14 protein-coding genes and 1 pseudogene are annotated in these 19,895 nt (G+C 55.3%); all 15 read left to right on the top strand.

The features are described 5' to 3' along the window. The first annotated feature begins 88 nt into the window (after positions 1-88). The 15 genes and pseudogenes from C8N40_RS12485 to C8N40_RS12420 all read left to right on the top strand — a co-directional run bounded on the left by C8N40_RS12485 (position 89) and on the right by C8N40_RS12420 (position 19,782). Positions 89-3,505, top strand: a complete 3,417-nt coding sequence (locus C8N40_RS12485; protein ID WP_170114095.1) for a TonB-dependent receptor — start codon at positions 89-91, stop codon at positions 3,503-3,505. Positions 3,506-3,526: 21 nt separating this feature from the next. Continuing rightward, positions 3,527-5,047, top strand: a complete 1,521-nt coding sequence (locus tag C8N40_RS12480; RefSeq protein WP_108212388.1) for a RagB/SusD family nutrient uptake outer membrane protein — start codon at positions 3,527-3,529, stop codon at positions 5,045-5,047. Positions 5,048-5,052: 5 nt separating this feature from the next. Next, the gene (locus C8N40_RS12475; protein WP_108212111.1) at positions 5,053-5,856 is read left to right on the top strand and encodes a glycerophosphodiester phosphodiesterase; all 804 of its coding nucleotides are present in this window, start codon (positions 5,053-5,055) and stop codon (positions 5,854-5,856) included. Between the two features lie 59 nt (positions 5,857-5,915). Then, the gene (locus C8N40_RS12470) at positions 5,916-7,844 is read left to right on the top strand and encodes a PA14 domain-containing protein (RefSeq protein WP_108212110.1); all 1,929 of its coding nucleotides are present in this window, start codon (positions 5,916-5,918) and stop codon (positions 7,842-7,844) included. A gap of 359 nt (positions 7,845-8,203) precedes the next feature. Then, entirely contained in the window at positions 8,204-8,827 is a 624-nt protein-coding gene (locus C8N40_RS12465; RefSeq protein ID WP_108212109.1) for a hypothetical protein, read from the top strand. A 79-nt stretch (positions 8,828-8,906) separates the two neighbouring features. Then, positions 8,907-10,487, top strand: a complete 1,581-nt coding sequence (locus tag C8N40_RS12460; RefSeq protein ID WP_108212108.1) for a calcineurin-like phosphoesterase C-terminal domain-containing protein — start codon at positions 8,907-8,909, stop codon at positions 10,485-10,487. 202 nt (positions 10,488-10,689) lie between these two features. Next, positions 10,690-10,917 (top strand): transposase, encoded by a 228-nt coding sequence (locus tag C8N40_RS12455; RefSeq protein WP_170114094.1) that lies wholly within the window; start codon positions 10,690-10,692, stop codon positions 10,915-10,917. Further along, positions 10,833-11,159, top strand: a complete 327-nt coding sequence (locus tag C8N40_RS23440) for a transposase (protein WP_425440665.1) — start codon at positions 10,833-10,835, stop codon at positions 11,157-11,159. Before C8N40_RS12455 ends, C8N40_RS23440 begins: the two co-directional genes overlap by 85 nt. Continuing rightward, positions 11,156-11,591 (top strand): annotated as a pseudogene (locus tag C8N40_RS23435) (transposase). The gene C8N40_RS23440 and the pseudogene C8N40_RS23435 overlap by 4 nt, the downstream one beginning before the upstream one ends. 67 nt (positions 11,592-11,658) lie before the next feature. Beyond that, a complete protein-coding gene (locus C8N40_RS12440; protein ID WP_108212104.1) occupies positions 11,659-12,918 on the top strand; it encodes a YdcF family protein in 1,260 nt (419 codons plus the stop codon). Between the two features lie 111 nt (positions 12,919-13,029). Further along, positions 13,030-13,815, top strand: coding sequence for a hypothetical protein (locus C8N40_RS12435; RefSeq protein ID WP_245905104.1), 786 nt, complete (start codon positions 13,030-13,032; stop codon positions 13,813-13,815). Between the two features lie 55 nt (positions 13,816-13,870). Then, positions 13,871-15,331 (top strand): SusC/RagA family TonB-linked outer membrane protein, encoded by a 1,461-nt coding sequence (locus C8N40_RS23125; protein WP_425440664.1) that lies wholly within the window; start codon positions 13,871-13,873, stop codon positions 15,329-15,331. After that, on the top strand, positions 15,225-17,186 hold the full coding sequence (locus tag C8N40_RS23120) for a SusC/RagA family TonB-linked outer membrane protein (protein WP_425440663.1): 1,962 nt from the start codon (positions 15,225-15,227) through the stop codon (positions 17,184-17,186). The genes C8N40_RS23125 and C8N40_RS23120 overlap by 107 nt, the downstream gene beginning before the upstream one ends. A gap of 61 nt (positions 17,187-17,247) precedes the next feature. Then, positions 17,248-18,780: a RagB/SusD family nutrient uptake outer membrane protein gene (locus C8N40_RS12425; RefSeq protein ID WP_108212103.1), complete on the top strand. Its 1,533-nt coding sequence runs from the start codon at positions 17,248-17,250 to the stop codon at positions 18,778-18,780. A gap of 105 nt (positions 18,781-18,885) precedes the next feature. Then, positions 18,886-19,782, top strand: coding sequence for a glycerophosphodiester phosphodiesterase family protein (locus tag C8N40_RS12420; RefSeq protein ID WP_108212102.1), 897 nt, complete (start codon positions 18,886-18,888; stop codon positions 19,780-19,782). The last annotated feature ends 113 nt before the right edge of the window (positions 19,783-19,895 follow it).

Below are 19,895 nucleotides of genomic sequence, written 5' to 3'. Positions count from 1 at the left end.
GGAAATGCTGAGAACATTCCCCGCTAGCGCCTCTGCTGAAGCAGCAGGGGCAATCCTTAACGATTTACCATCATTAAAACAGCCAAAGATGCAATTAATTTACCGTATATCAAATTATAACCAGGAGCGGGCAAGACGCCTGTTGCTCTGGATTTTCTCCGCACTGCTTTTATTAGCAGCGCATGCCGTATCCGGCGCTAACAAGGTAGTAGCCAAAACGCTTTATGACACTTATGTGACAATCAGCGCCAGGAACGAGCCCATCAAGAACATCATCGCCGAGATTGAGCGCGAGACGGAGTTTTCCATTGCCTATAATTCAGGGGTATTTGATGTAAACAAAAGAATCTCTCTGGAGGTGAAAGAGGAGTCCCTGGACAAGGTATTCCAAAAGATACTGCAGGGGTACAATGGCTCTGTCAGACAGCTCGACGATACCCATATCGTTATCCGGGTAGAGCAGCCTGAGCGCAGCAACAATACACCTCAGAAAGGCAAAGCGGCACAGGTACCAACCATCATCATTTCCGGTGTGGTGCGCGAGGAAAACGGACCGGCGCTGCCAGGCGTGAGCGTGCACGTGAAAGGCACCGCGAGGGGAACTACAACCGATGCAGAAGGGCGCTTCTCTTTAGAGGTGGAACAAGGCACTACGCTGGTGTTCAGCTACATCGGCTTTCTTGCCCAGGAAATCCCTGCAGGCAACGCGGGCACGCTGAACGTAGTGATGCGTCCGGATGTGAAGCTGCTCAACGAGGTAGTGGTAGTGGGCTACGGCACAAGAAGAAGGAATGAGGTGATTGGGGCAGTAGCCACTGTACCTGTTACCGACAGCAACAGCAGAACCTACAGCAACACGGCAGAGGTATTGCAGGGAACAGTGCCGGGCGTGACGGTGGTGAACAACGGGGGCAGCCCCACCTCCAGCCCTACGTTCAAGATCAGGGGCATCGGCTCCATCAACGACGAAAGCCCGCTGCTGGTAGTAGACGGCGTAGTGTATAATGGTTCCATCAACTCCATAAACCCCAAGGATATTGAGAGTATCAGCGTCCTGAAAGATGCCTCCGCGGCAATTTACGGTGCCAGGGCCTCCGGTGGTGTGGTCCTGATCTCCACCAAGCGTGGCGTTAAAGGAGACCCTAAGGTAAGTATAAACTATCAGCAGGGCTTCCAGCAAGTCGGTAAAAAACTGGAGGCGCTGAATGCAGCCGAGTTCGCGGATGTAGTGAACAAGGTCAGAGCCGAAGGCAACCTGTCTCCAGACCCTGCGTTTGACCCGGCCATATTCCCGGATGCCCGCACCACGAAGACCGTTTGGATGGACGAGATTTTCCAGACAGGAAAGGTGTACGACCTGACCGCCTCTATCAGCGGAGGTTCCGATAAATCCTCTTTCTTTGCATCCGGCGGTTACCGGAAGCACGAGGGTGTTCTGCTGAACACGCATTCAAACAGGTTGTCTGGCCGCATTAACTCGTCCTTCAAATTACGGGACAACCTGACCATCGGGGAGAACTTCTCCTACTCGCTTACCAATGGTCAGTCCGGCAACACGTCCAGTGCGCAGGAAGGAACCATCCTGACAGCTATTTTTTACCCGCCGAACGCAACCATTTACCGTGAGGACGGGTCGGGCAGGTTTGGGGGTGTGCCTGCACAGTACTCCGGCTCTTTCGGGGACGTGATTAACCCGGTAGCTTACCTGAAGCGCCTGGATATAGACAACCCGGTAAACGAGGTGATGCTCAACCCCTACCTAGAGTGGGACATCATCCCGGGGCTAAAGTTCAGAAGCAACTGGAGCTACACCCGCATCAAGAACGATCTGAAGCAGTTCAACACCAAGATCACGGAGCCGGGCAAGATCTTCAATTTTAACGAGCTGACCCAGCGAAGCAGCACCTTTACCTCCTTTTTGAACGAGCAGACCCTGCAGTATGACTGGCGCCTGGGATCAGACCATAGCTTTAATGTACTGGTAGGCCATACATTTGAGAAGTGGGCCAATGAAAGCTTTGGGGTAACAGCCACTGGCTTTGAGAACGAGCTGGAAGACCTGCGCTACCTGGACAACTCCACGCAGGCCATCTCCATTGGCAAGTACAGCGGCAGCGGATCGGAAACTGCCCTGGCCTCTTACCTGGGACGTTTGAACTATGCCTATAAAGGCAAGTACCTGTTGGATGCCACCATCAGGAGGGACGGTACGTCGAAGCTTACGAGCAAGAACCGCTGGGAGTGGTATCCTTCCCTGTCGGCCGGGTGGGTGCTTTCCAAGGAAGGCTTACTGGCTGGCGTGGACATGATATCTAACCTGAAACTACGCGCCAGCTGGGGTAAAATCGGTAACCTGGGCGTGCTGGGCAACTACGCCTTCAGTATTCCGCTTTCAAAAACGCAGGGTCTGCTGGGTGAGTCTACCACCATTGTGCCTGGTTTTGCCGAAACACAGCTGTCTAACCCGAACCTGAAGTGGGAAGTGTCGGAGCAAACCAACATCGGCCTGGATTTCGGGCTGTTCAACGAGCACTTTACCGGTAGCCTGGACGTGTTCTCAAAAGTGAATGAGCAGATGCAACTGAGCCAGGTGCTGCCGGGGGTAGCCGGAACGCCAAGCGGACAGATAATCAACGCCGGTAAAATGAAAAACCGTGGCCTGGAGGCTGGCCTGACTTACCAGAACAACGTGGGCGAGTTTAGCTACAGCCTGACTGGGAATGTGGCCTTCCTTGACAACGAGTTGGTGGAGCTGTACGATGGTAGCACATCTTTCATGACGGGTACGCGCGTGAGAAGCCTGCCGATGCCAAACATTGCGATGGTGGGAGAGGCGTTCAACTCCTTCTACGGCTACAGAACGGCCGGCCTGTTTCGCTCTGACGAAGAAGCAGCAGCCTATGTTAACGGGGAAGGCAAGCGCTACCAGCCCAACGCACGCGGAGGGGACTTCAGGTTTGTAGACATCAATGGCGACGGTGTGATCAACGGCAACGACCAGGTGGTGCTGGGCAACCCATTCCCGGAGATGAGCTTCAGCCTGAACGGGAACTTTGCCTACAAAGGTTTCGACCTGAATATCTTCTTCCAGGGGGTGAGTGGCAACGAGGTGTTCAACGCCGTGAAGTATACCGGCCTGAATGCTTCCTTCCCGGGCTATAACATGCTGAGCGAGATAAAGAATGCCTGGACACCGCAGAACCCGGATGCCTCCATACCGCGCATCTCCTACACAGACGCCAACAACAACTTTGGCAGAATCTCGGATTTTTACATCGAGGACGCCTCTTACCTGCGCCTCAAGAACCTCACGCTTGGTTATACTTTGCCAGAGAGTGTGCTGAAAGGCATCCAGCCACGCTTCTACCTGACTGCCCAGAATCTGTTCACTATCACCGACTACTCCGGCATGGACCCGGAGGTAGGCCTGAGCAACCATGGCCTGGATCTGGGCATGTACCCTGTTGCCAAGACCTACCTCTTCGGCGTGGACCTTACTTTTTAATTATACCTAATGCTTGTTAAGATGAAACGATATATCCTTGTCTTACTGTCTGCTATTACCCTGGCGGGCACTGCCTGCGAAGAGCAGCTTGATCTGGAGCCACAGGGAGCTCCCTCTTCCGCCAACTTCTGGAAAACGGAGGAAGACGCCATTGCGGGTATCAACAGTATTTACGCGCTGTACAGCAACAACAGCATGTACGGGGCCGGTGCCTTCTGGTACACGAATGCCAGCGACGACATTGGCACCAAGGCCACCGGCAACGCCGACCGCTACAAGTACTTCCAGCTGGATGGCAACGAGTCCGAGACCAGGAGCGTGTGGTCGATCCACTACCAGGCCATGAAGCGCGCCAATGACGCCATCCGGAACATTCCTTCTATCCCGATGGAGGAGAAAATAAAGAACCGTCTGTTGGGGGAGGCCTACTTCAACCACGCCGTGATGCACCTGGAGCTGGCCTACCGCTACGGGGATAATCGGGCCGGTATTCCAATACAGAACCGCGAGAACCCGGAGGACATCTATGTGCCAAGGGCAAAGAGCCTAGCCGAGAACTACGCTTACATCGCGGCCGATTTGCAGAAGGCGGCGGAGCTGCTTCCTTACTTTGCGGAGTTGAACAAGGCAGACTATGGCAGGGCGCACAAGACCGCTGCCTGGGCTTATCTGGCCAGGACTTACCTGTACGCCAAAGATTGGGAAAACACCGTGAAGTATGCCGACCTGGTGATCAACAGCGGCCAGCACAGGCTTCTGGATAACTATGCCGATGTGTTCACGATTGCCGCTAACTGGTCACCGGAGTATATCTGGTCGGTTACCAACAGTGCCAAGTTCCCCAACAGCGTAGGCTCTATCTTCCCGGGCGTGCTGCTGGAAGACAAAGGCTGGGGGCTCTATAATGGCTGGGGGCAGTTTTACCCCACCAAGGAGCTGGTGGACTCCTTTGAGCCGAATGATGAGAGGAAAGCCGTTACCATACTTGAAACGGGCGATAAATTCATGTTTTTCGGTGAGGAGCGGGTGTATAATGTGGGCAGCTTTAAGGTTAGCTCCAGCAACCGCACCGGCTACCAGTTTAATAAGTACATGGAGCCCTATAGTTACCCCAACCCAACTGGTACCTACATCAACTCTAACGGCAACCGCCCCACGACGGCCATGAACGTGCCGCTGCTGCGCTATGCGGACGTAATTTTGATGAAGGCGGAGGCGCTGCTAATGCTGGGCCGAAACGCGGATGTGGAGATCAACCAGATCCGCAAACGCGCCGGACTGGAGCCGCTTGTTGGCGCTACGATGGAGGACCTGAAGCGGGAACGAAGAAGCGAGTTCGCAGGCGAGTGGACGGACCGTCACTGGGACCTGGTACGCTGGGGCGACGCACAGAAAGTATACGCGCAGCCACTGCATCATGCCGATGGGCATGTTATCTACCAGGGCAGGTCTTTCAATCCCTCAGTGCATCACGTGTGGCCTATTCCGCCAGATGAGATCCGAGCAAGTAAGGGAACGCTGACACAAAACGAGGGCTGGTAAGCTGAATGATGATGAGACACATAGCCATACTTGCCTTGCTTTTAGCCTTGCTGGTACCGGACGCCCTTGCGCAGAAGACCAGTAAGCAGAATAAAACGAAATACAGCCTCATCGCGCACCGCGGGGGCGTGGTAGACAGTGTGACAGCCGAGAACAGCCTGGCAGCCCTGCAGAAAGCCGCCGACAGGGGGTACTGGATGGTGGAGATTGATCTGCGGCTGACAAAGGACAGCGTGCTGATCACGCATCATGACCGCAACTTCAAGCGCTACTATGGGGTGGATACCCCAGTCGGGGAGATGACCTGGCAGGAGGTCAGCCAGCTGGTAGGAGACAGGGGCAACAAGGTCCTCAAATTCGAGGAGACCCTCCGGTTCTGCAGTGAGAACGGCCTAGAGGTAATGGTGGATAATAAGATCAGGGGCTACGACCCTGTCCTGTTCCACAAGGTTGTCGACTTGCTGAAGCAGTATAACCTGCACTCGAACGCCCTGATGATCGGCACGGAGGAGTCCACGGAGTTCTTCACCGGAAAGATCAGGCTGAGCTGTACCCGCCAGCAGCTGGAGGATAACATGAAGAAGCCTGGTTACAAGGCTTCTGATTATTATCTTTTTTCCGGGGACATCTCCCAAGAAGAGGCCGTTTGGGCCAGGAAAAACAAGATTCTGGCGGTTGGTGTGATCAATGCCTGGGGCATCAAATCGGATGATAAAATAGCAGAGGCCCGCAGCCGGGCCGACGCGCTGAAGGCGTCGGGAGTCAAGCACTTCCAAATCGACTCAGTTTTTGATGTTTTCTTTCAATAAGATTGTAGACTCTCAGGCCGGCAGCCTCCCTGGTTGCCGGCCTGCTTATTTCTAAACGGATGAAGTATAACTTATTACTGCTGCTGGCAGGACTATTAACCATAAATGAGTCCAGGGCTCAGGCTGATGCCGGCTTTACCCATGATGTGCAGGGAAAGGCAGTCCCTTGGACGCACACGGACTTTAAGAACAAGCCCGAGAATTTCAGTTTTGCCATTGTGGCAGACAGGACCAACGGGCACCGGGTAGGTGTCTTCCGGAGCGCTATAGAAAAAATTAATGACCTGCAGCCGGAGTTCGTGCTGAGTGTGGGAGACCTGATAGAAGGCTACACAACGGACACGGTGGAGCTGCGCAGGCAGTGGAACGAATTCGAAGGTATACTGAAACCCCTGCAGATGCCCTTCTTCCGGGTACCTGGTAACCACGACGTCTCCAACGAGGTACAAAAGGAGCTTTGGGCAAAACAGTTTGGCCGCGACTACTACCATTTCACCTATCAGAATGTCCTGTTCCTTATCCTGAACTCTACAGATGGGGATGGAGTGCCTTTTAGTGAGCAGCAACTGGCCTATGCTGAGCAAACCATCCAACAAAACCCGAACGTTCGCTGGACCTTTGTGCTGATGCACCACCCGGTCTGGAACAAGCGGGAGGAGAACGGTTTCCATCGGGTGGAAAAGGCGCTGGCTAACCGAAAGTATACCGTCATTGCCGGGCATACGCACCGCTACATGGCCTCGGTGCATAACAACAGTAACTACTACGTGCTGGCCACTACCGGGGGCAGTACCCGCCTTCGGGGGGCTGCGTTTGGGGAAACAGATCACATCAGCTGGGTCACGATGACAGAGGAGGGACCATCGCTGGTTAACCTGGAGCTCGATGGCATCCTGAAAGACGATTTCTCGAACGAGCACACTCGTAAGCTGGCTACTACCCTTGCCGAGGACGCAGCCTTTAAACCGGTTGTTTTACTGCCAGCGGCGGGAGACGCAGGGGAGGGGAAGGTATACCTGAACCTGCGGAACAATGCGGAGCTGCCGTTGCAGCTCGAGACACGTTTTTTCCAGCACCCGTCCCTGCATGTTTTAGGCACCCTTGATAAAGTAACGCTGCCGCAGGGCGCTCAACAGCAACAAGCTCTCAGCATACGCCAGCTCGGCAACAGCGGCTTTGCTGCGGGCGATACACTGCACATGCAGTATAGCCTGAAGTATGTTTCAGATGAAAAAGGGTTGCCGCACCTGTCAGGCACTTTCAACCTGCCGGTAAAACCGACTGCCCCGGAGGTGATTGATAAAAGTATGCCTGTCTTTACCTCCTCCAAATTGGTGGAGATACAGCATGATTTTGAGGGATCTAAGGTTGTTTACACCTTGGATGGGAGCGAGCCGGGAGCTGATTCTAACGTATACACAAAGCCTTTCACAATTGACCGCACCACGACTGTTAAAGCAAAAGTCGTCACCGAAAATGGCGACGCTGCCAGCTTGTCTGAGACCGCTACGTTTGAAAAGCTCGCTTTCATGAAATCTGCAAAGGCGCGGAAGAAGGGATTGGCAAAGGGGTTAAAGTATACCTACTATGAGGGCGCTTTCAAAAAGCTGCCTGATTTCTCTTCCTTGACACCGATAACGACAGGTGTGCTAAAGAGCTTTGACCTGGACGCGATCAAACAGCGGGCAAATCAGTTTGCGGTGCTGATAGAGGGGTATGTGGACGTACAGGAAGACGACCTGTACACGTTCTTCCTGACGTCAGATGACGGGGCCAAGCTCTTTATCGGTGAGCAGCTCATTGTGGATAACGACGGCTCGCATAGCGCCAGGATGAGAAAGGGGTACGCTGCCCTGAAGAAAGGGCTGCACCCAGTCCGCATCGAGTACTTCGAGGACTTTGACGGGGAGTTAATTCAACTCGAGTATGCCGGAGAAGGAAAAATCCGGAAGGGAGTACCCTTCAACGATCTTTATAGGAGTAGGTAAACTGCCGCATGCAAGCTATAAACAGTACAAGCTGGTGATACTAGTAGTACCCCGGGTACGCTCAGCTTATTCCTGAGCGTACCCAAATCCCACAGGCAGGTAAATCGTTTGTACGGAATCAAATGCTAACACCAGGCAGGTAGCGTATGGTTACTGCTATGCTGCGAAAGCGCTCCTGCCTCACCCTGTAGCCAGCAAGCTAACGACGAACACATTGGATCTCGTATGGGGAAAAGACAACAAACGGGTAATGGAATGTTTACGGTTTGTTAACAGCTTCCGCATACCTTCGGGATACCCTTTATTTTGTCGATGTGACCATATATAGGAGATGGAATTCTTTGTATAAACGCATAGCCATGTCTGAAGCCAACGTACGCCGCATCTGCAGGGGTGGTCTTATTGTAATACTACTCTTCTTTGGTCCCGTGGCCTGCGTCTTCTTTGAGCCTTGTCCGGATGTCAAGCCATACTTTGCTATTCAAGGGCTGCACACGCAGCACTTGAGGCTCACCGGGCAGGGCCAGAACCCATGGGAAACGCCTGGAGACAGTGAGCCTGTCAGATGGGGGGATTACTTCCTGTTGGCTTCCTTTGAGAAGCGCTACCATGCTGCAGGCAAAGGGGGCGCGAGTCTGTACGCCCTGTCTTGCGATGAGAGCGGCCACTCCGGGACAAAGGTGGGAGTTGACACGCTCTACCTTATCGCCCTGACCGACTACAACGCAAACTATAGACAAGGTGATACCCTAAACAACATACTGCTGGTCAACGACTGGACCTCACCCCCAAAAGACTCTTCTGGTTTTTACCCGTTGGCGCTATACTTCGAGCAGAACAGGAATACTATCCGGGAAGAGGCCTTCGGGCTAAGGCTGACCGAGCCGCCAGGCACTGCCGGGGCGTACCGCTTCAGGCTGGTGTATGCACTGCGCAATGGGGACACCTTCGAGGCCACTAGCGCAGATGCTAGGCTGTTCTAGAAAGCAAAGCTAACATTGCTTCCATTGTACAGGCATACCCTTATAATTAACCACTTATCCATTAACCCTAAACTATAACATGAAAAAAGTAATCTTAGTAGGAGGTATGCTGCTCCTGAGCCTGGGGGCTGAGGCACAGTCTTCCGTTACGGGCTATGTGTTTGAAGACGCCAACGGCAACGGGAAACGGGAGCGGCGCGAACAGGGCGTTGCCGGCGTAGCCGTCACCAATGGCCGGGAGGTCGTGCTGACGGACAAGCAGGGCAGGTACTTGCTTCCGGTGGGGAAGGACAACATTATCTCCCTCATCAAGCCCAGCGGCTACCGGGTGCCCCTCAACGCGCAGAACCAGCCGCAGTTCTACTACATCCACAAACCCAATGGCTCACCGGAGCTGAAGTACAAAGGAGTGGCGCCTACGGGCAAGCTTCCCAAGTCGGTTGACTTTGCCGTAGTGCCTGCCGAGGAAAAAGAAAGCTTCACGACACTGCTGTTCGGCGACCCCCAGCCCTACAACCTGCAGGAGGTGGACTACTTTGCCCGCGGCATCGTCGCTGAGCTGGAGGGCGTCCAGGGGGTGGCCTTTGGCCTGAGCCTGGGTGACCTGGTGGGGGACGACCTGACGCTGTTCAATCCCTACATCAGGGCGGTGCAGAGGGTGGGCATCCCCTGGTACAACCTGCAGGGCAACCACGACCTGGACTTCGATGCGCCGGCTGACTCGCTCTCGGACGAGACTTACGAGGCTCACTTCGGGCCGGCCAACTATGCATTTAACTACGGCAAGGTGCACTTCATCGTGCTCGACGACGTGCTCTACCCTGACCCGCGCGACGGCAAGGGCTACTGGGGCGGTTTCCGGGAGGACCAGCTGGACTTTGTGGAGAATAACCTAAAGCATGTGCCCAAGGACCACCTGGTGGTGCTGGCCTTCCATATCCCCATCAGCGAGCCGGAGGGGGACCCTTTCCGCGATGCGGACCGCCAGCGCCTCTTTGACTTGCTCAGGGATTTCCCGCACACGCTCTCGCTGTCAGCGCACACGCACCTGCAGAAGCACGACTTCTTCACCCGCGAGCAGGGCTGGCGTCAGGATAAGCCCCACCATCATTACAACGCCGGCACGACCTCCGGGGACTGGTACTCCGGGCGGCTGGATGAGAAGGGAGTACCCGAGTCCACCATGCGGGACGGAACGCCCAAGGGCTATGCCTTCCTCCGGTTCGAGGGAAACAAGTATGTGATTGACTACAAGGCGGCGGGGCAGCCACAGGAGTACCAGATAGAGCTGTTTGCCCCCAAGGTGGTGGCGCAGGGCCGCAACACCTCGGCCGGCATTTACGCAAACTTCTTCATGGGCAGCAGGCAGGACACAGTGCTTTACCGCGTGGACAGCGGAGAGTGGAAGCCCATGAGTTATCAGGAGGATTACGACCCAGCCTTTATGGGCAAGCTGCACGAGTGGGACTATGCCGAGGAGATCATGGCGGGCAGGAGGCCTTCCAATGCGGTGCGTTCCACCCACCTGTGGCGGGGCAGCATCCCTACCAGGCTGGAGGTAGGGGAGCACACCATCGAGGTAAAGGCAACCGATATGTTCGGAAGGACCTTCACCCAAAAGGGCACTTACCGGATAGAGGCACCGAAAGCAGTACAGTAAAAGGTATTCAAACCTCTTAGCAGGCTCAGAGAACCTAACAGTACAGGTTCTCTGAGCCTGTTTCCATAACCCGGACCTTTGGCGATTTTACCAGAAGCTGGTAAATAATACCGAGTTCAATAAAATATCCTATAGGCTATGTCTGCAAAATGGGATTTAGTTAAAGTAGCTGTGGTTATGGCACTTGGAGGGAAAACAGCAGGTGAGTCACGGCAGATACGAGTTAAGTCAGCGGCAGTGGGAATTAGTGAAAGAGGGGCTGCCGCCGCCATCGGTCAGGGAGGACGGCGAGGGCAGGCCCAGCCGCTCTGACCGGGAGCTGCTCAACGGCATGTTCTGGATTCTGTGGGCAGCCCCTGGCGGGATTTGCCAGCCAAGTATGGGCCTTGGCAGACCGTTTACGACAGGTTCCGGAAATGGCAGCAGCTAGGCGTGTTTGCGCGGATTCTGAGCAGACTACGGCTACGCCTGCAGCAGGACGGCTACCTGGACCTGAACACCTGGTTTGTCGACGCCACTGTCAACAGGGCGCATAAAGCTGCGGCGGGAGCTAAAAAAAGAAGGCCAGGCCCTAGGCAGGTCCCGGGGCGGTTTCTCCACCAAGGTGCACCTTTTGTGCTGTGGCAGGGGCTTTCCGCTGCAGGTGCTCCTGACCAGCGGGCAGGCCGGTGAGGCCCCCCCAGCTGCTCGGGCTCCTGGCGCTGGAGGAGAGAAAGCCCAAAGTGGTGGTGGCCGACAAAGGCTACGACAGCCAGCTCATCCGAAAGGCGCTGCGGGAGCAGCTGATACAGGCGCAGATACCGGAAAGGGACCTTGCCTGCGGGACACAAGCGCAGAGGAAAGGGCAGGCCGCCCAAAGTGAGCAAAGAGCTGTACGGCCAAAGGAACATCATCGAAAGACTCTTTGGCAGGCTCAAGGAAATGCAGCGGTTTGCCTGCCGGTTCGCTAAACTCGCTGACAGCTATGTGGCCTTCGCTCAATTCGCTTTCATGCGAATCTGCCTCAAACCTTATTTTTCAGACACTAAGGGCTGTATAGCTGCGCTATGTGTAGTCATTTCTTCAAACAGACTTCTGCCTTCAAAAAGCATAGCTTTATCGTAATATGCATGTAACGCTGTGTTAATGTTCCAGAGGCAACTTTGCCGGAGAAGCAACAAGCATCGGTATCATGCAAAAGCAACTCCTGCTTATATGGGCACTAAGCCTCTGGACATTCACCTGCCTGGCACAGCAGGTACATCCCGTTGCCAGCTACAGGATGGTAGAGGGCAAGTCCATCGTTCAGTCCAAGAATTATTACCTCCTGACACTTTTTCAGGAGGTAGACGAAGTAAAGGAACTCCTACGGAAAGACACACAGCTTCGGAAAGTACTGGAGGGTAAACAACAGCACCTGAGCCGCTCCCTGATCGAATGCGGCAAAGAGGCTACGTGCTTTTCAAGCGGCATGAAGTTCACGGACAGTGAAATAAAGCAGGTTAGCGAACGCCTGTCCAGGCTTTACAAGAAAGACAACGCCTTGGGCATTCTGGTCTCCCAACACCTGATTCCATCCCGGGCTTACATCCTTTTTGAAGATGCGGTCCCTCAGGACATGCTGGTGAAGGCATGGGAGCAGGATGCCCGCGGAATTAACCATGTGATTGGAGTTTATGCGGAGGGGGCAAAACCGTACTACCCCCTTATTGATTCCATCAGCTATGATGTAAGTAGCAGCACTTACCCGAGATTTGTCTATACTGTAACAGAGGCCGTGCTTCAGGAGAGCAGGGATGCAAACTTATTCTTTACCCCATCGATGAATTACGCGCTGCGTTTCCTGGAGGTAAACCACCGGGGTGAGGCGGCAGATTATGAACCCATGCCCTCAACGGTGAACAAGGCCGCCTTTGACCGCATCAAGGATATTGATTGGAACGCATACCCTTATACCCTTATCCTGGTACCAGGGGCTGGGCCTGACAATCCGGAGGAGGCGCTGAGTGGAATCGGCATGCTCCGGTGCCGGGTAGCTGCCCAGCAATACTTTAAGGGGTTGGCTCCATTCCTGGTTGTGTCGGGAGGCCGGGTGCATCCGCACAAGACCCGGTATAGCGAGGCATACGAGATGAAAATGTACCTGATGGAGACGATGGGTGTTCCGGAGCATGCCATCATCATGGAGCCCCACGCTCGTCACACCACCACCAACATGCGGAACACAGCACGGCTCATCTTTCGCTATGGCATGCCGTACGATAAGCCCTGTATCACCTCCACCTCAAAGTACCAGAGCGACCGCATCACGGGCAGCCTGTCAGCAAGATGTCAGAAGGAGTTGCTGCATGTGCCTTTCAGAAACGGAAAGCGGCTGTCCAATACAGAGGCAGAGTTTTACCCCGTGCTGGATGCGCTCCATATTAACCCATTAGAGCCGCTTGATCCATAGATTTTCACTTATTCACACTTATCGATGAGTATAATAACTGCCTTGCTGCTGTGCGGGAGCATGATGCTACCCGCTCCAACAGACAGCATTAGCCTCACCTCTCGGCGTGCCTTGAGCATAGAGTCTCTGGGTGCCTGCCAGGGCGCCTCCTTCATAAACGGGAAGGCCTACCTGTACGGGGACAGAGAGGTGGGCGTAATCCGGGAGTATGTACCGCTGCAGGACAGCCTGGCTTATACACAGCGGGAGGTACTGTTGACGATTGACGGGAAGGACGTCATTAACCACCCAACCGGTATTGCATACAACGGGCAGGGACCGACTTTCATAGGCAATAGCGTCCGGCTGAACAAGGAAGGTACTTCCTGGAAGGCCCTGATCTATGCGGTAGACTGGGAAGGGATGCTGAAAACGGGTACGCTTGACGGCAACCTGGATAAGGTGATCGAAGACGACGCCTGCATTCAGGGGACCAGGCCGGAATACGTGCGCTACGGGGATAAGTGGTACGTGGCCACCGCAGACTACGGCAACAGGGCCAACGAGGTGCGCCTCTATGATCCGGAGGCGCTTTCCCGGGCATCACGGACAAGCGAGGAAGGGGTGCTGTTTAAAAAGTTCACCTGTGGGCCCTGGGTGCAAAACCTGCACTGGATCCCTGAAAAAGACATCCTCGTGCTCATTCAGAACCAGGTGGAGGGCCGGAAATGGCGCTTCACCTTCCTGGACCTGAGCAAATCCATCGATCAGGGACGGGAGGAGGTGCTGAAGGTTGTAGACCTGGATTATGCCGATGAGCTGGAAGGATTCACTCTTCTGGGCGAAGGTGCCGGGGCACTGGGGGTTACCTCTTCCAGAAAAGCTAACGCCCATCTGATGGAGCTCTTGTGGGAATAATTGGCTCTTCGCGAGGAGTCTGGAATATAAACATGAATATTAAACCAATACGATAATGAAGAAAACGTTTACCCGCACATTTATGGGGCCGGTTCTCAGCGTGGTGGTGGCGGGCCTGATGCCCTCCTATGCTGCCAGTGCCTCCAAGGAGTCGGTACAGCTGATCCAGCAGACCCCTGTCACGTTCACTGGCGTCGTGACGGATCAGCAGGACATGCCCCTGCCTGGCGTGAGTATCAGCGTGAAGGGGACAGGAAATGGAACCGTCACCGATCAAAACGGGGCCTTTACGCTCACAGCGGCGCCTGGTTCTACGATTGTCTTCTCATTTATAGGATTTCTGACGCAGGAAGTGACGCTAAGTGGCCAATCGACACTGAACGTGCAGCTGAAGGAAGATATGTACATGCTTAACGAGGTTGTGGCAGTGGGCTATCAGACAGTGCGTAGAAGTGATGTAACCGGTGCCATTTCCAATGTAAAGGCAGAGGAGCTTAACCTGTCGGCGCCAACTGTAGGCCAGAGCCTGGTGGGCAAGGTTGCGGGGGTGCAGGTATCGCAGGTGAGCGGCGCGCCCTATGTAGGCACCAAAATCAGGGTGCGGGGCGTTGGTTCCATCAATGCCAGCTCCGATCCGCTCTATGTGATCGACGGGTACCCTGCCGGAAACGATGTCTTTATCAACCCCAATGACATCGAGTCGATTGACATCCTCAAGGACGCGGCCTCCGCTGCCATCTACGGTTCCAGAGCCGCGGGCGGGGTAGTACTTATCACCACCAAGCGCGGCAAGGAAGGGAAAGGGCGCCTGGAGTATGACTATCAGTTTGGCATCCATCAGCTAAGCAAGAAAATAGACCTGCTCAATGCCGAGGAGTTTGGCCAGCTGATGATTGACGCCCGTAACGGGACTTACCGGGATCTGGTCGTGAACGCGGGCAAGCCCTGGTCAGACGCCATGTACTCGGATGATAACGCTACGCGTATCGCCAATGTGGGAAATGCCTCGGCGGTGAGTATACCGACCTACCTGTATGATTTTCCGAGCCAGCGCCTGATCAAGCCGCAGTACGACACGGACTGGCAGGATGAGCTGTACCGTAATGCGGCCATGCACCGCCACAACCTCTCTTTCACGGGTGGTACCCAGAGCATGCGCTATGCGCTGAGCGGCGGCTACCAGAAGCAGGAGGGCATCATCGTCAGTACCGGGCAGGAGCGGCTGAACTTCCGGGCAAATTTGGACGCAGATGTGAACAGCAGGCTGAAGGTAGGAGCCAACCTGGCGCTTACATCAGCTGATAGCCGGGAGGTGCAGGAGGGCCGCTTCAACCAGGGGCCGATTTTGGGCGCGCTCGTGTACATGCCTATTTTCAGGGCCTATAACGAAGATGGTTCTCTGGCAAAGAATGAGGCCGCCTCACAGTCCGCGGCCTACGGCTTCCAGAACATCGAGCCCGGTTGCCCTGGCCAGGGAAACACAGATCAGCCGGAAGGGCGTGCGGGGCACCTATAACGGCTATGCTTCACTCCAGATACTGCCGGATCTGTTCTTTAAGACAAACCTGGGCCTGCAGACCTACAATGAAAAGTATGAGTTTTATAACCCTACCAGTCTGAGCAGCGGCGCCAATCCCCCGGGCTCTCCGCAGGCCCTGGCAGCCGCCAGGGCCACCGCCCAGACGATAGCCCAGGAGGACCAGCTGGCGGAGTTCACACTGAACTACAACAGGGACTTTGCCCGCCATAACCTGAACGTACTGGGGGGCTATTCAGCACAGAAGACCTACAGCGACCTGATCAGCGTGTCAGCGCGTGGCTTCCAGAATGACCGTATCCCGGAAATCACGGGCAAGGGGGCTGAGGCATCAGACTTTTTCATGAATTCAGGTACGGGCAAGTCGACCCATACGCTGCTGTCGTACTTCGGCAGAGCCGCCTACAGGTTTGACGACAAGTACTTTCTGACGGCTACTTTCCGTGCAGACGGCTCTTCCCGGTTCGGGCCACTCAACCGCTGGGGCTACTTCCCGTCCGTATCGGCCGGCTGGACCATCTCCAATGAGCCCTTTTACCAGAGCACGTTCGGAACGAACTCCTCTGCGAAATTACGCGCCAGCTGGGGTCTGAGCGGGAACAACAACATCGGCAACTACAGCCACGAGCAGGTAATGGCCAGCCCCGGCGGTGTGGCTTTCGGATCCAACACCATCGCCACAGCTATCTGGTCTGAGGGTATCAAAGACCAGAACCTGGGGTGGGAGTCCACCTCCCAGTACAACATCGGTCTGGACCTGGGCCTGTTTAACAACCGCCTGCAGGTGATCTCCAACTTTTATATCAGCCGCTCCTATGACCTGCTGTTCAACCAGCCTATCTCAGCCGTTTCCGGGGTATCGTCCATGTTAACCAACCTGCCCGACTCCAAAGTAGAGAACAAGGGTTTTGACATTCAGGTGGACGGAAGTATTGTGTCAACGAAGGACTTCACCTTCTCCATGGGAGGAAACATCTCTGTCAACAGGAACAAGGTATTGGACATGGGAGGCGCCAGCACGATCTTCTCCAGGGGGGCCGAGCGCTCTTACCTCACCCACGTGACCCAGGAGGGCTATCCGATTGGCATGTTCTACGGCTTTAAGGTAAAAGGCATGGTGCGCGAGTCTGACCTGGAGAAAATTGCCATTGACAACGCCAACTTTGACGAGGCTACCCAATCCTTCCCGGAGGGGTATGTGCTGCAGGGGCCGCCGCGTTCCATGGCCTCCAGCAACCCGCTTAAGCCCGGTGATTTATACTTTGAGGATGTCAACGGCGACGGTGTTGTGAACGATGAGGACAAGCGCGTTATCGGAAGCCCGCACCCGAAGTTCACCTATGGCCTTTCTGTGCGCATGTCCTACAAGAACTTTGACCTGAACTCTGCTTTCAACGGCGTGTATGGCAACCAGGTGCTCGATGGTCAAGACTACTACATCTTCAACATGGAGGGCTCCGGTAACCAGTATGCAGAGGTCGCCAACAGATACCAGTCAGAAGCGCAGCCCGGCGACGGTACCATCTACCGTGCTGCCCGTGGCGGCACGCAGAGCAACAGCACCAGGCTGTCGACTTTCTACCTGCAGGACGGCTCCTTCTTCCGCTGGACCAACCTGCAGATCGGCTATACGCTGCCCAAGGGAATTGACTACCTGGGTATCAGCAACCTGCGGATTTATGCCAACATAGACAACGTGCTGACCCTGTCAGACTATAAAGGCTATAACCCGGAGGTGGACTACAACAATGGCTCTAACCTGACCCCTGGGGTTGATTACGGAAAGTATCCGTTGGTGCGCGCCTTCAGCCTGGGAGCCCGGGTGACTTTCTGACAGGCTGCCTGATATAGTTCAAAGTGTTTTCAAAATTGTTTATTCCCAACGCAGAACGAAAATGAAATTTCCATACATAAAGGCTGCAGGCCTGGCGGTGCTGCTCACCCTGAGCGCCTGCGACGATGACTTCCTGGAGCAATACGATCCAAACGCCGTTTCAACAGCGCAATACTTTAAGACCGAGGGCGATGTGCTCATGGCCGTGAACGGGGTGTACCAGTCGCTCCGTAGCTCTAATACGATAGGGGAAGGGAGCTACCTTTTTACGGATGAGCGCTCGGACGATGCCGGCCGTAATGATAATCAGTCCAACGCCGGGGAGCCCTTCCAGTTTAATGACTTTTCCCTGTTGCCGAGCAACACTTACCTGAAGAACCACTGGGTGGCCATGTATGGGGCGATCTCCCGTTGTAACACCGTGCTGACCAACATGGAGCAGGTTACCTTTTCAAACGAGGCCACAAAGGCCCAGTACCAGGCGGAGGTGAAGTTTGTGCGGGCGCTGCTCTACTTCCACCTGGTGCGAAAGTGGGGAGACATTCCTTTGGTGACCCGGCAGCTGAGGACCTCTGACGAGGTGGCCGCCAATACGTTCCGTGAAAAGCAGGAGGTGGTGTACGGGCAGATTGTTGCTGACCTTAAGGAGGTCGTGGCAAGCCCTCTTCCTGACCGGCAAACGGGGGCGGGCACCGGGCGCGTTTCCAAGACAGCGGCCAACGCGCTGCTTGGGCAGGTGTACCTGACGATGGCCACCACGATTGACCCGGCCAGCAGGAGCAGCAACCTGCAGGAAGCCAAGGCATACCTGACGGCAGCCTACGGCATGCGCCCCTTCGGGCAGCTGAAGGAGCTCCCGTATGCGGATGTTTTTGATGTTGCGAAGGAAGCCAACAACCCGGAAATCATTTTCCAGATCGTTAACCGGCAGGGGGATGTAAACTACTCCTCTTCCATCGCCGCCACCTTTCAGGCGAAGGGGGAAACGATCAACTCCCTCAAGCCGGGGACAGGCGTAGGGGGCAGGGCCTCGCTGGACCTGGTGAAGGAATATGAGGAGGGGGACCCGCGCAAGGAGTTTTCCGTCAAGTTTGCGGAGGATCCTGCGGTGAAGGACTGGTTCATTACCAAGTTCCGCGACACCAGCCCTGCTGCCGGTACCAATGGCTATGGCGGCAATGACTGGGTCCTGATGCGCTTTGCCGATGTCATCCTGATGCTGGCCGAAGTGCATATGCACCTGGGTGAGGAGGCAAAGGCGATTGAGTACCTGGATATGGTGCGCGAGCGTGCGAAGATGCCAACTTATGCTGAAGCTCAGAAGGATCCTGCCTACAGCAGTAAATTCCCGACGCTGAAGCTCGCCATCCTCCACGAAAGGCGGGTGGAGCTGGCTTTTGAACGGCACCGCTGGTATGACCTGCTCCGGTTCTTTAGCACCGACGAACTGGTGTCCTTCTTCCACGCCAAGAACCAGGCAGACTACGGCACGGCCCAACTTGCTAACTTTAGCCGCAAGGACCGCTATTTCCCTATTCCGTTTGACGAGCATAAGCTAAATCCGGAGAAAATGTATCAGAACGACGGGTACTAAACCCGCCTGACAGGATCGCTTAAGAAGAAGATTCAAAAAGTTGCATCTTTCTGACTGGAGCTGAACACTTGTCGGAAGGATGCAGCAATCATTTACAGCGAAAAGATGAAGCAGAAATTACTACTTTTTCTATGGCTCACGCTGAGCCTGCAGGTGGCACAGGCTCAGGGGAGGCTCGCGCAGATAACTGACGCCCTCCGGACCCCGGACTCGGACAAGGTGCTGGTGGTGGCCCACCGCGGCGACTGGCGCAACGCCCCGGAGAACTCCCTGCTAGCCATCGAGCTGAGCATTGCCATGGGGGTGGACATGGTGGAGCTTGATGTGCAGCGGACAAAGGACGGGCAGCTGGTGCTGCTGCACGACAAGACGCTCGACCGGACCACCAACGGCCAGGGCAAGGTGGCGGACTGGACCCTGGACTCCCTGCGCACCCTCTCGCTGCGGAACGGGCTGGGGCGGGTAACGCAACATAAGCTACCGACCCTGGAGGAGGCCATGCTGCTGGCCAGGGGGAAGGTGCTGGTCAACCTGGACAAGTGCTACGACTTCTTCCCCGAGGTGTACCGGGTGCTGGAGGAGACGGGCACCGTGCACCAGGTGGTGATGAAGGGGAGCCACCCCTATGAGAAGGTGAAAGCGGACTTCGGCCCCCTGCTGGACAAGATTTTCTACATGCCCATTGTCAACCTGGACAAGCCGGATGCCGAGCAGATCATCGGCGAGTTTCAGCGCAAGCTTAAGCCGGTGGCCTTCGAGTTGGTCTTCACTACGGAGAGTTCCCGGCTGCTGGGGCAGTTTGATCGAATTCGGCGCAAGGGTTCCCGCGTGTGGGTCAACTCGCTGTGGGCAAGCCTGAACGCGGGCCATGATGATGACTTGTCGGAAACCGACGAGGAGGCCAGCTTTGGTTGGATTGTGGGGAAGGGGGCCAACATGATCCAGACAGACCGGCCGCAGGCCCTGCTGGAGTACCTGGAGAAGCGCAACCTGCGGTTCTAGGGATATGCAGCAACACTCAAAAACCCCTGCCTGAAAAAAACAGAGAGCCCCTCATGACAGGGGCTCTCTGTTTTGAGCTGGTAGTAAGAGTCTCCCATGGCTGTTGATACAGG

Origin of the sequence: Pontibacter mucosus, from assembly GCF_003054055.1 — a bacterium.
Taxonomy (GTDB): Bacteria; Bacteroidota; Bacteroidia; order Cytophagales; family Hymenobacteraceae; genus Pontibacter; species Pontibacter mucosus.
Note: the sequence above shows the minus strand (reverse complement) of the source record. Positions and strands in the feature narration are given on the sequence as shown.

Excerpts from the sequence above, each read along its gene's own strand:
- C8N40_RS12420 (WP_108212102.1), top strand. The coding sequence starts at position 18,886 with ATGAAGCAGAAATTACTACTTTTTCTATGGCTCACGCTGAGCCTGCAG.
- C8N40_RS12425 (WP_108212103.1), top strand. The coding sequence starts at position 17,248 with ATGAAATTTCCATACATAAAGGCTGCAGGCCTGGCGGTGCTGCTCACC.
- C8N40_RS12475 (WP_108212111.1), top strand. The coding sequence starts at position 5,053 with ATGATGATGAGACACATAGCCATACTTGCCTTGCTTTTAGCCTTGCTG.
- C8N40_RS12465 (WP_108212109.1), top strand. The coding sequence starts at position 8,204 with ATGTCTGAAGCCAACGTACGCCGCATCTGCAGGGGTGGTCTTATTGTA.
- C8N40_RS12485 (WP_170114095.1), top strand. The coding sequence starts at position 89 with ATGCAATTAATTTACCGTATATCAAATTATAACCAGGAGCGGGCAAGA.
- C8N40_RS12480 (WP_108212388.1), top strand. The coding sequence starts at position 3,527 with ATGAAACGATATATCCTTGTCTTACTGTCTGCTATTACCCTGGCGGGC.
- C8N40_RS12470 (WP_108212110.1), top strand. The coding sequence starts at position 5,916 with ATGAAGTATAACTTATTACTGCTGCTGGCAGGACTATTAACCATAAAT.
- C8N40_RS23120 (WP_425440663.1), top strand. The coding sequence starts at position 15,225 with ATGAGGCCGCCTCACAGTCCGCGGCCTACGGCTTCCAGAACATCGAGC.
- C8N40_RS12460 (WP_108212108.1), top strand. The coding sequence starts at position 8,907 with ATGAAAAAAGTAATCTTAGTAGGAGGTATGCTGCTCCTGAGCCTGGGG.
- C8N40_RS12440 (WP_108212104.1), top strand. The coding sequence starts at position 11,659 with ATGCAAAAGCAACTCCTGCTTATATGGGCACTAAGCCTCTGGACATTC.
- C8N40_RS23125 (WP_425440664.1), top strand. The coding sequence starts at position 13,871 with ATGAAGAAAACGTTTACCCGCACATTTATGGGGCCGGTTCTCAGCGTG.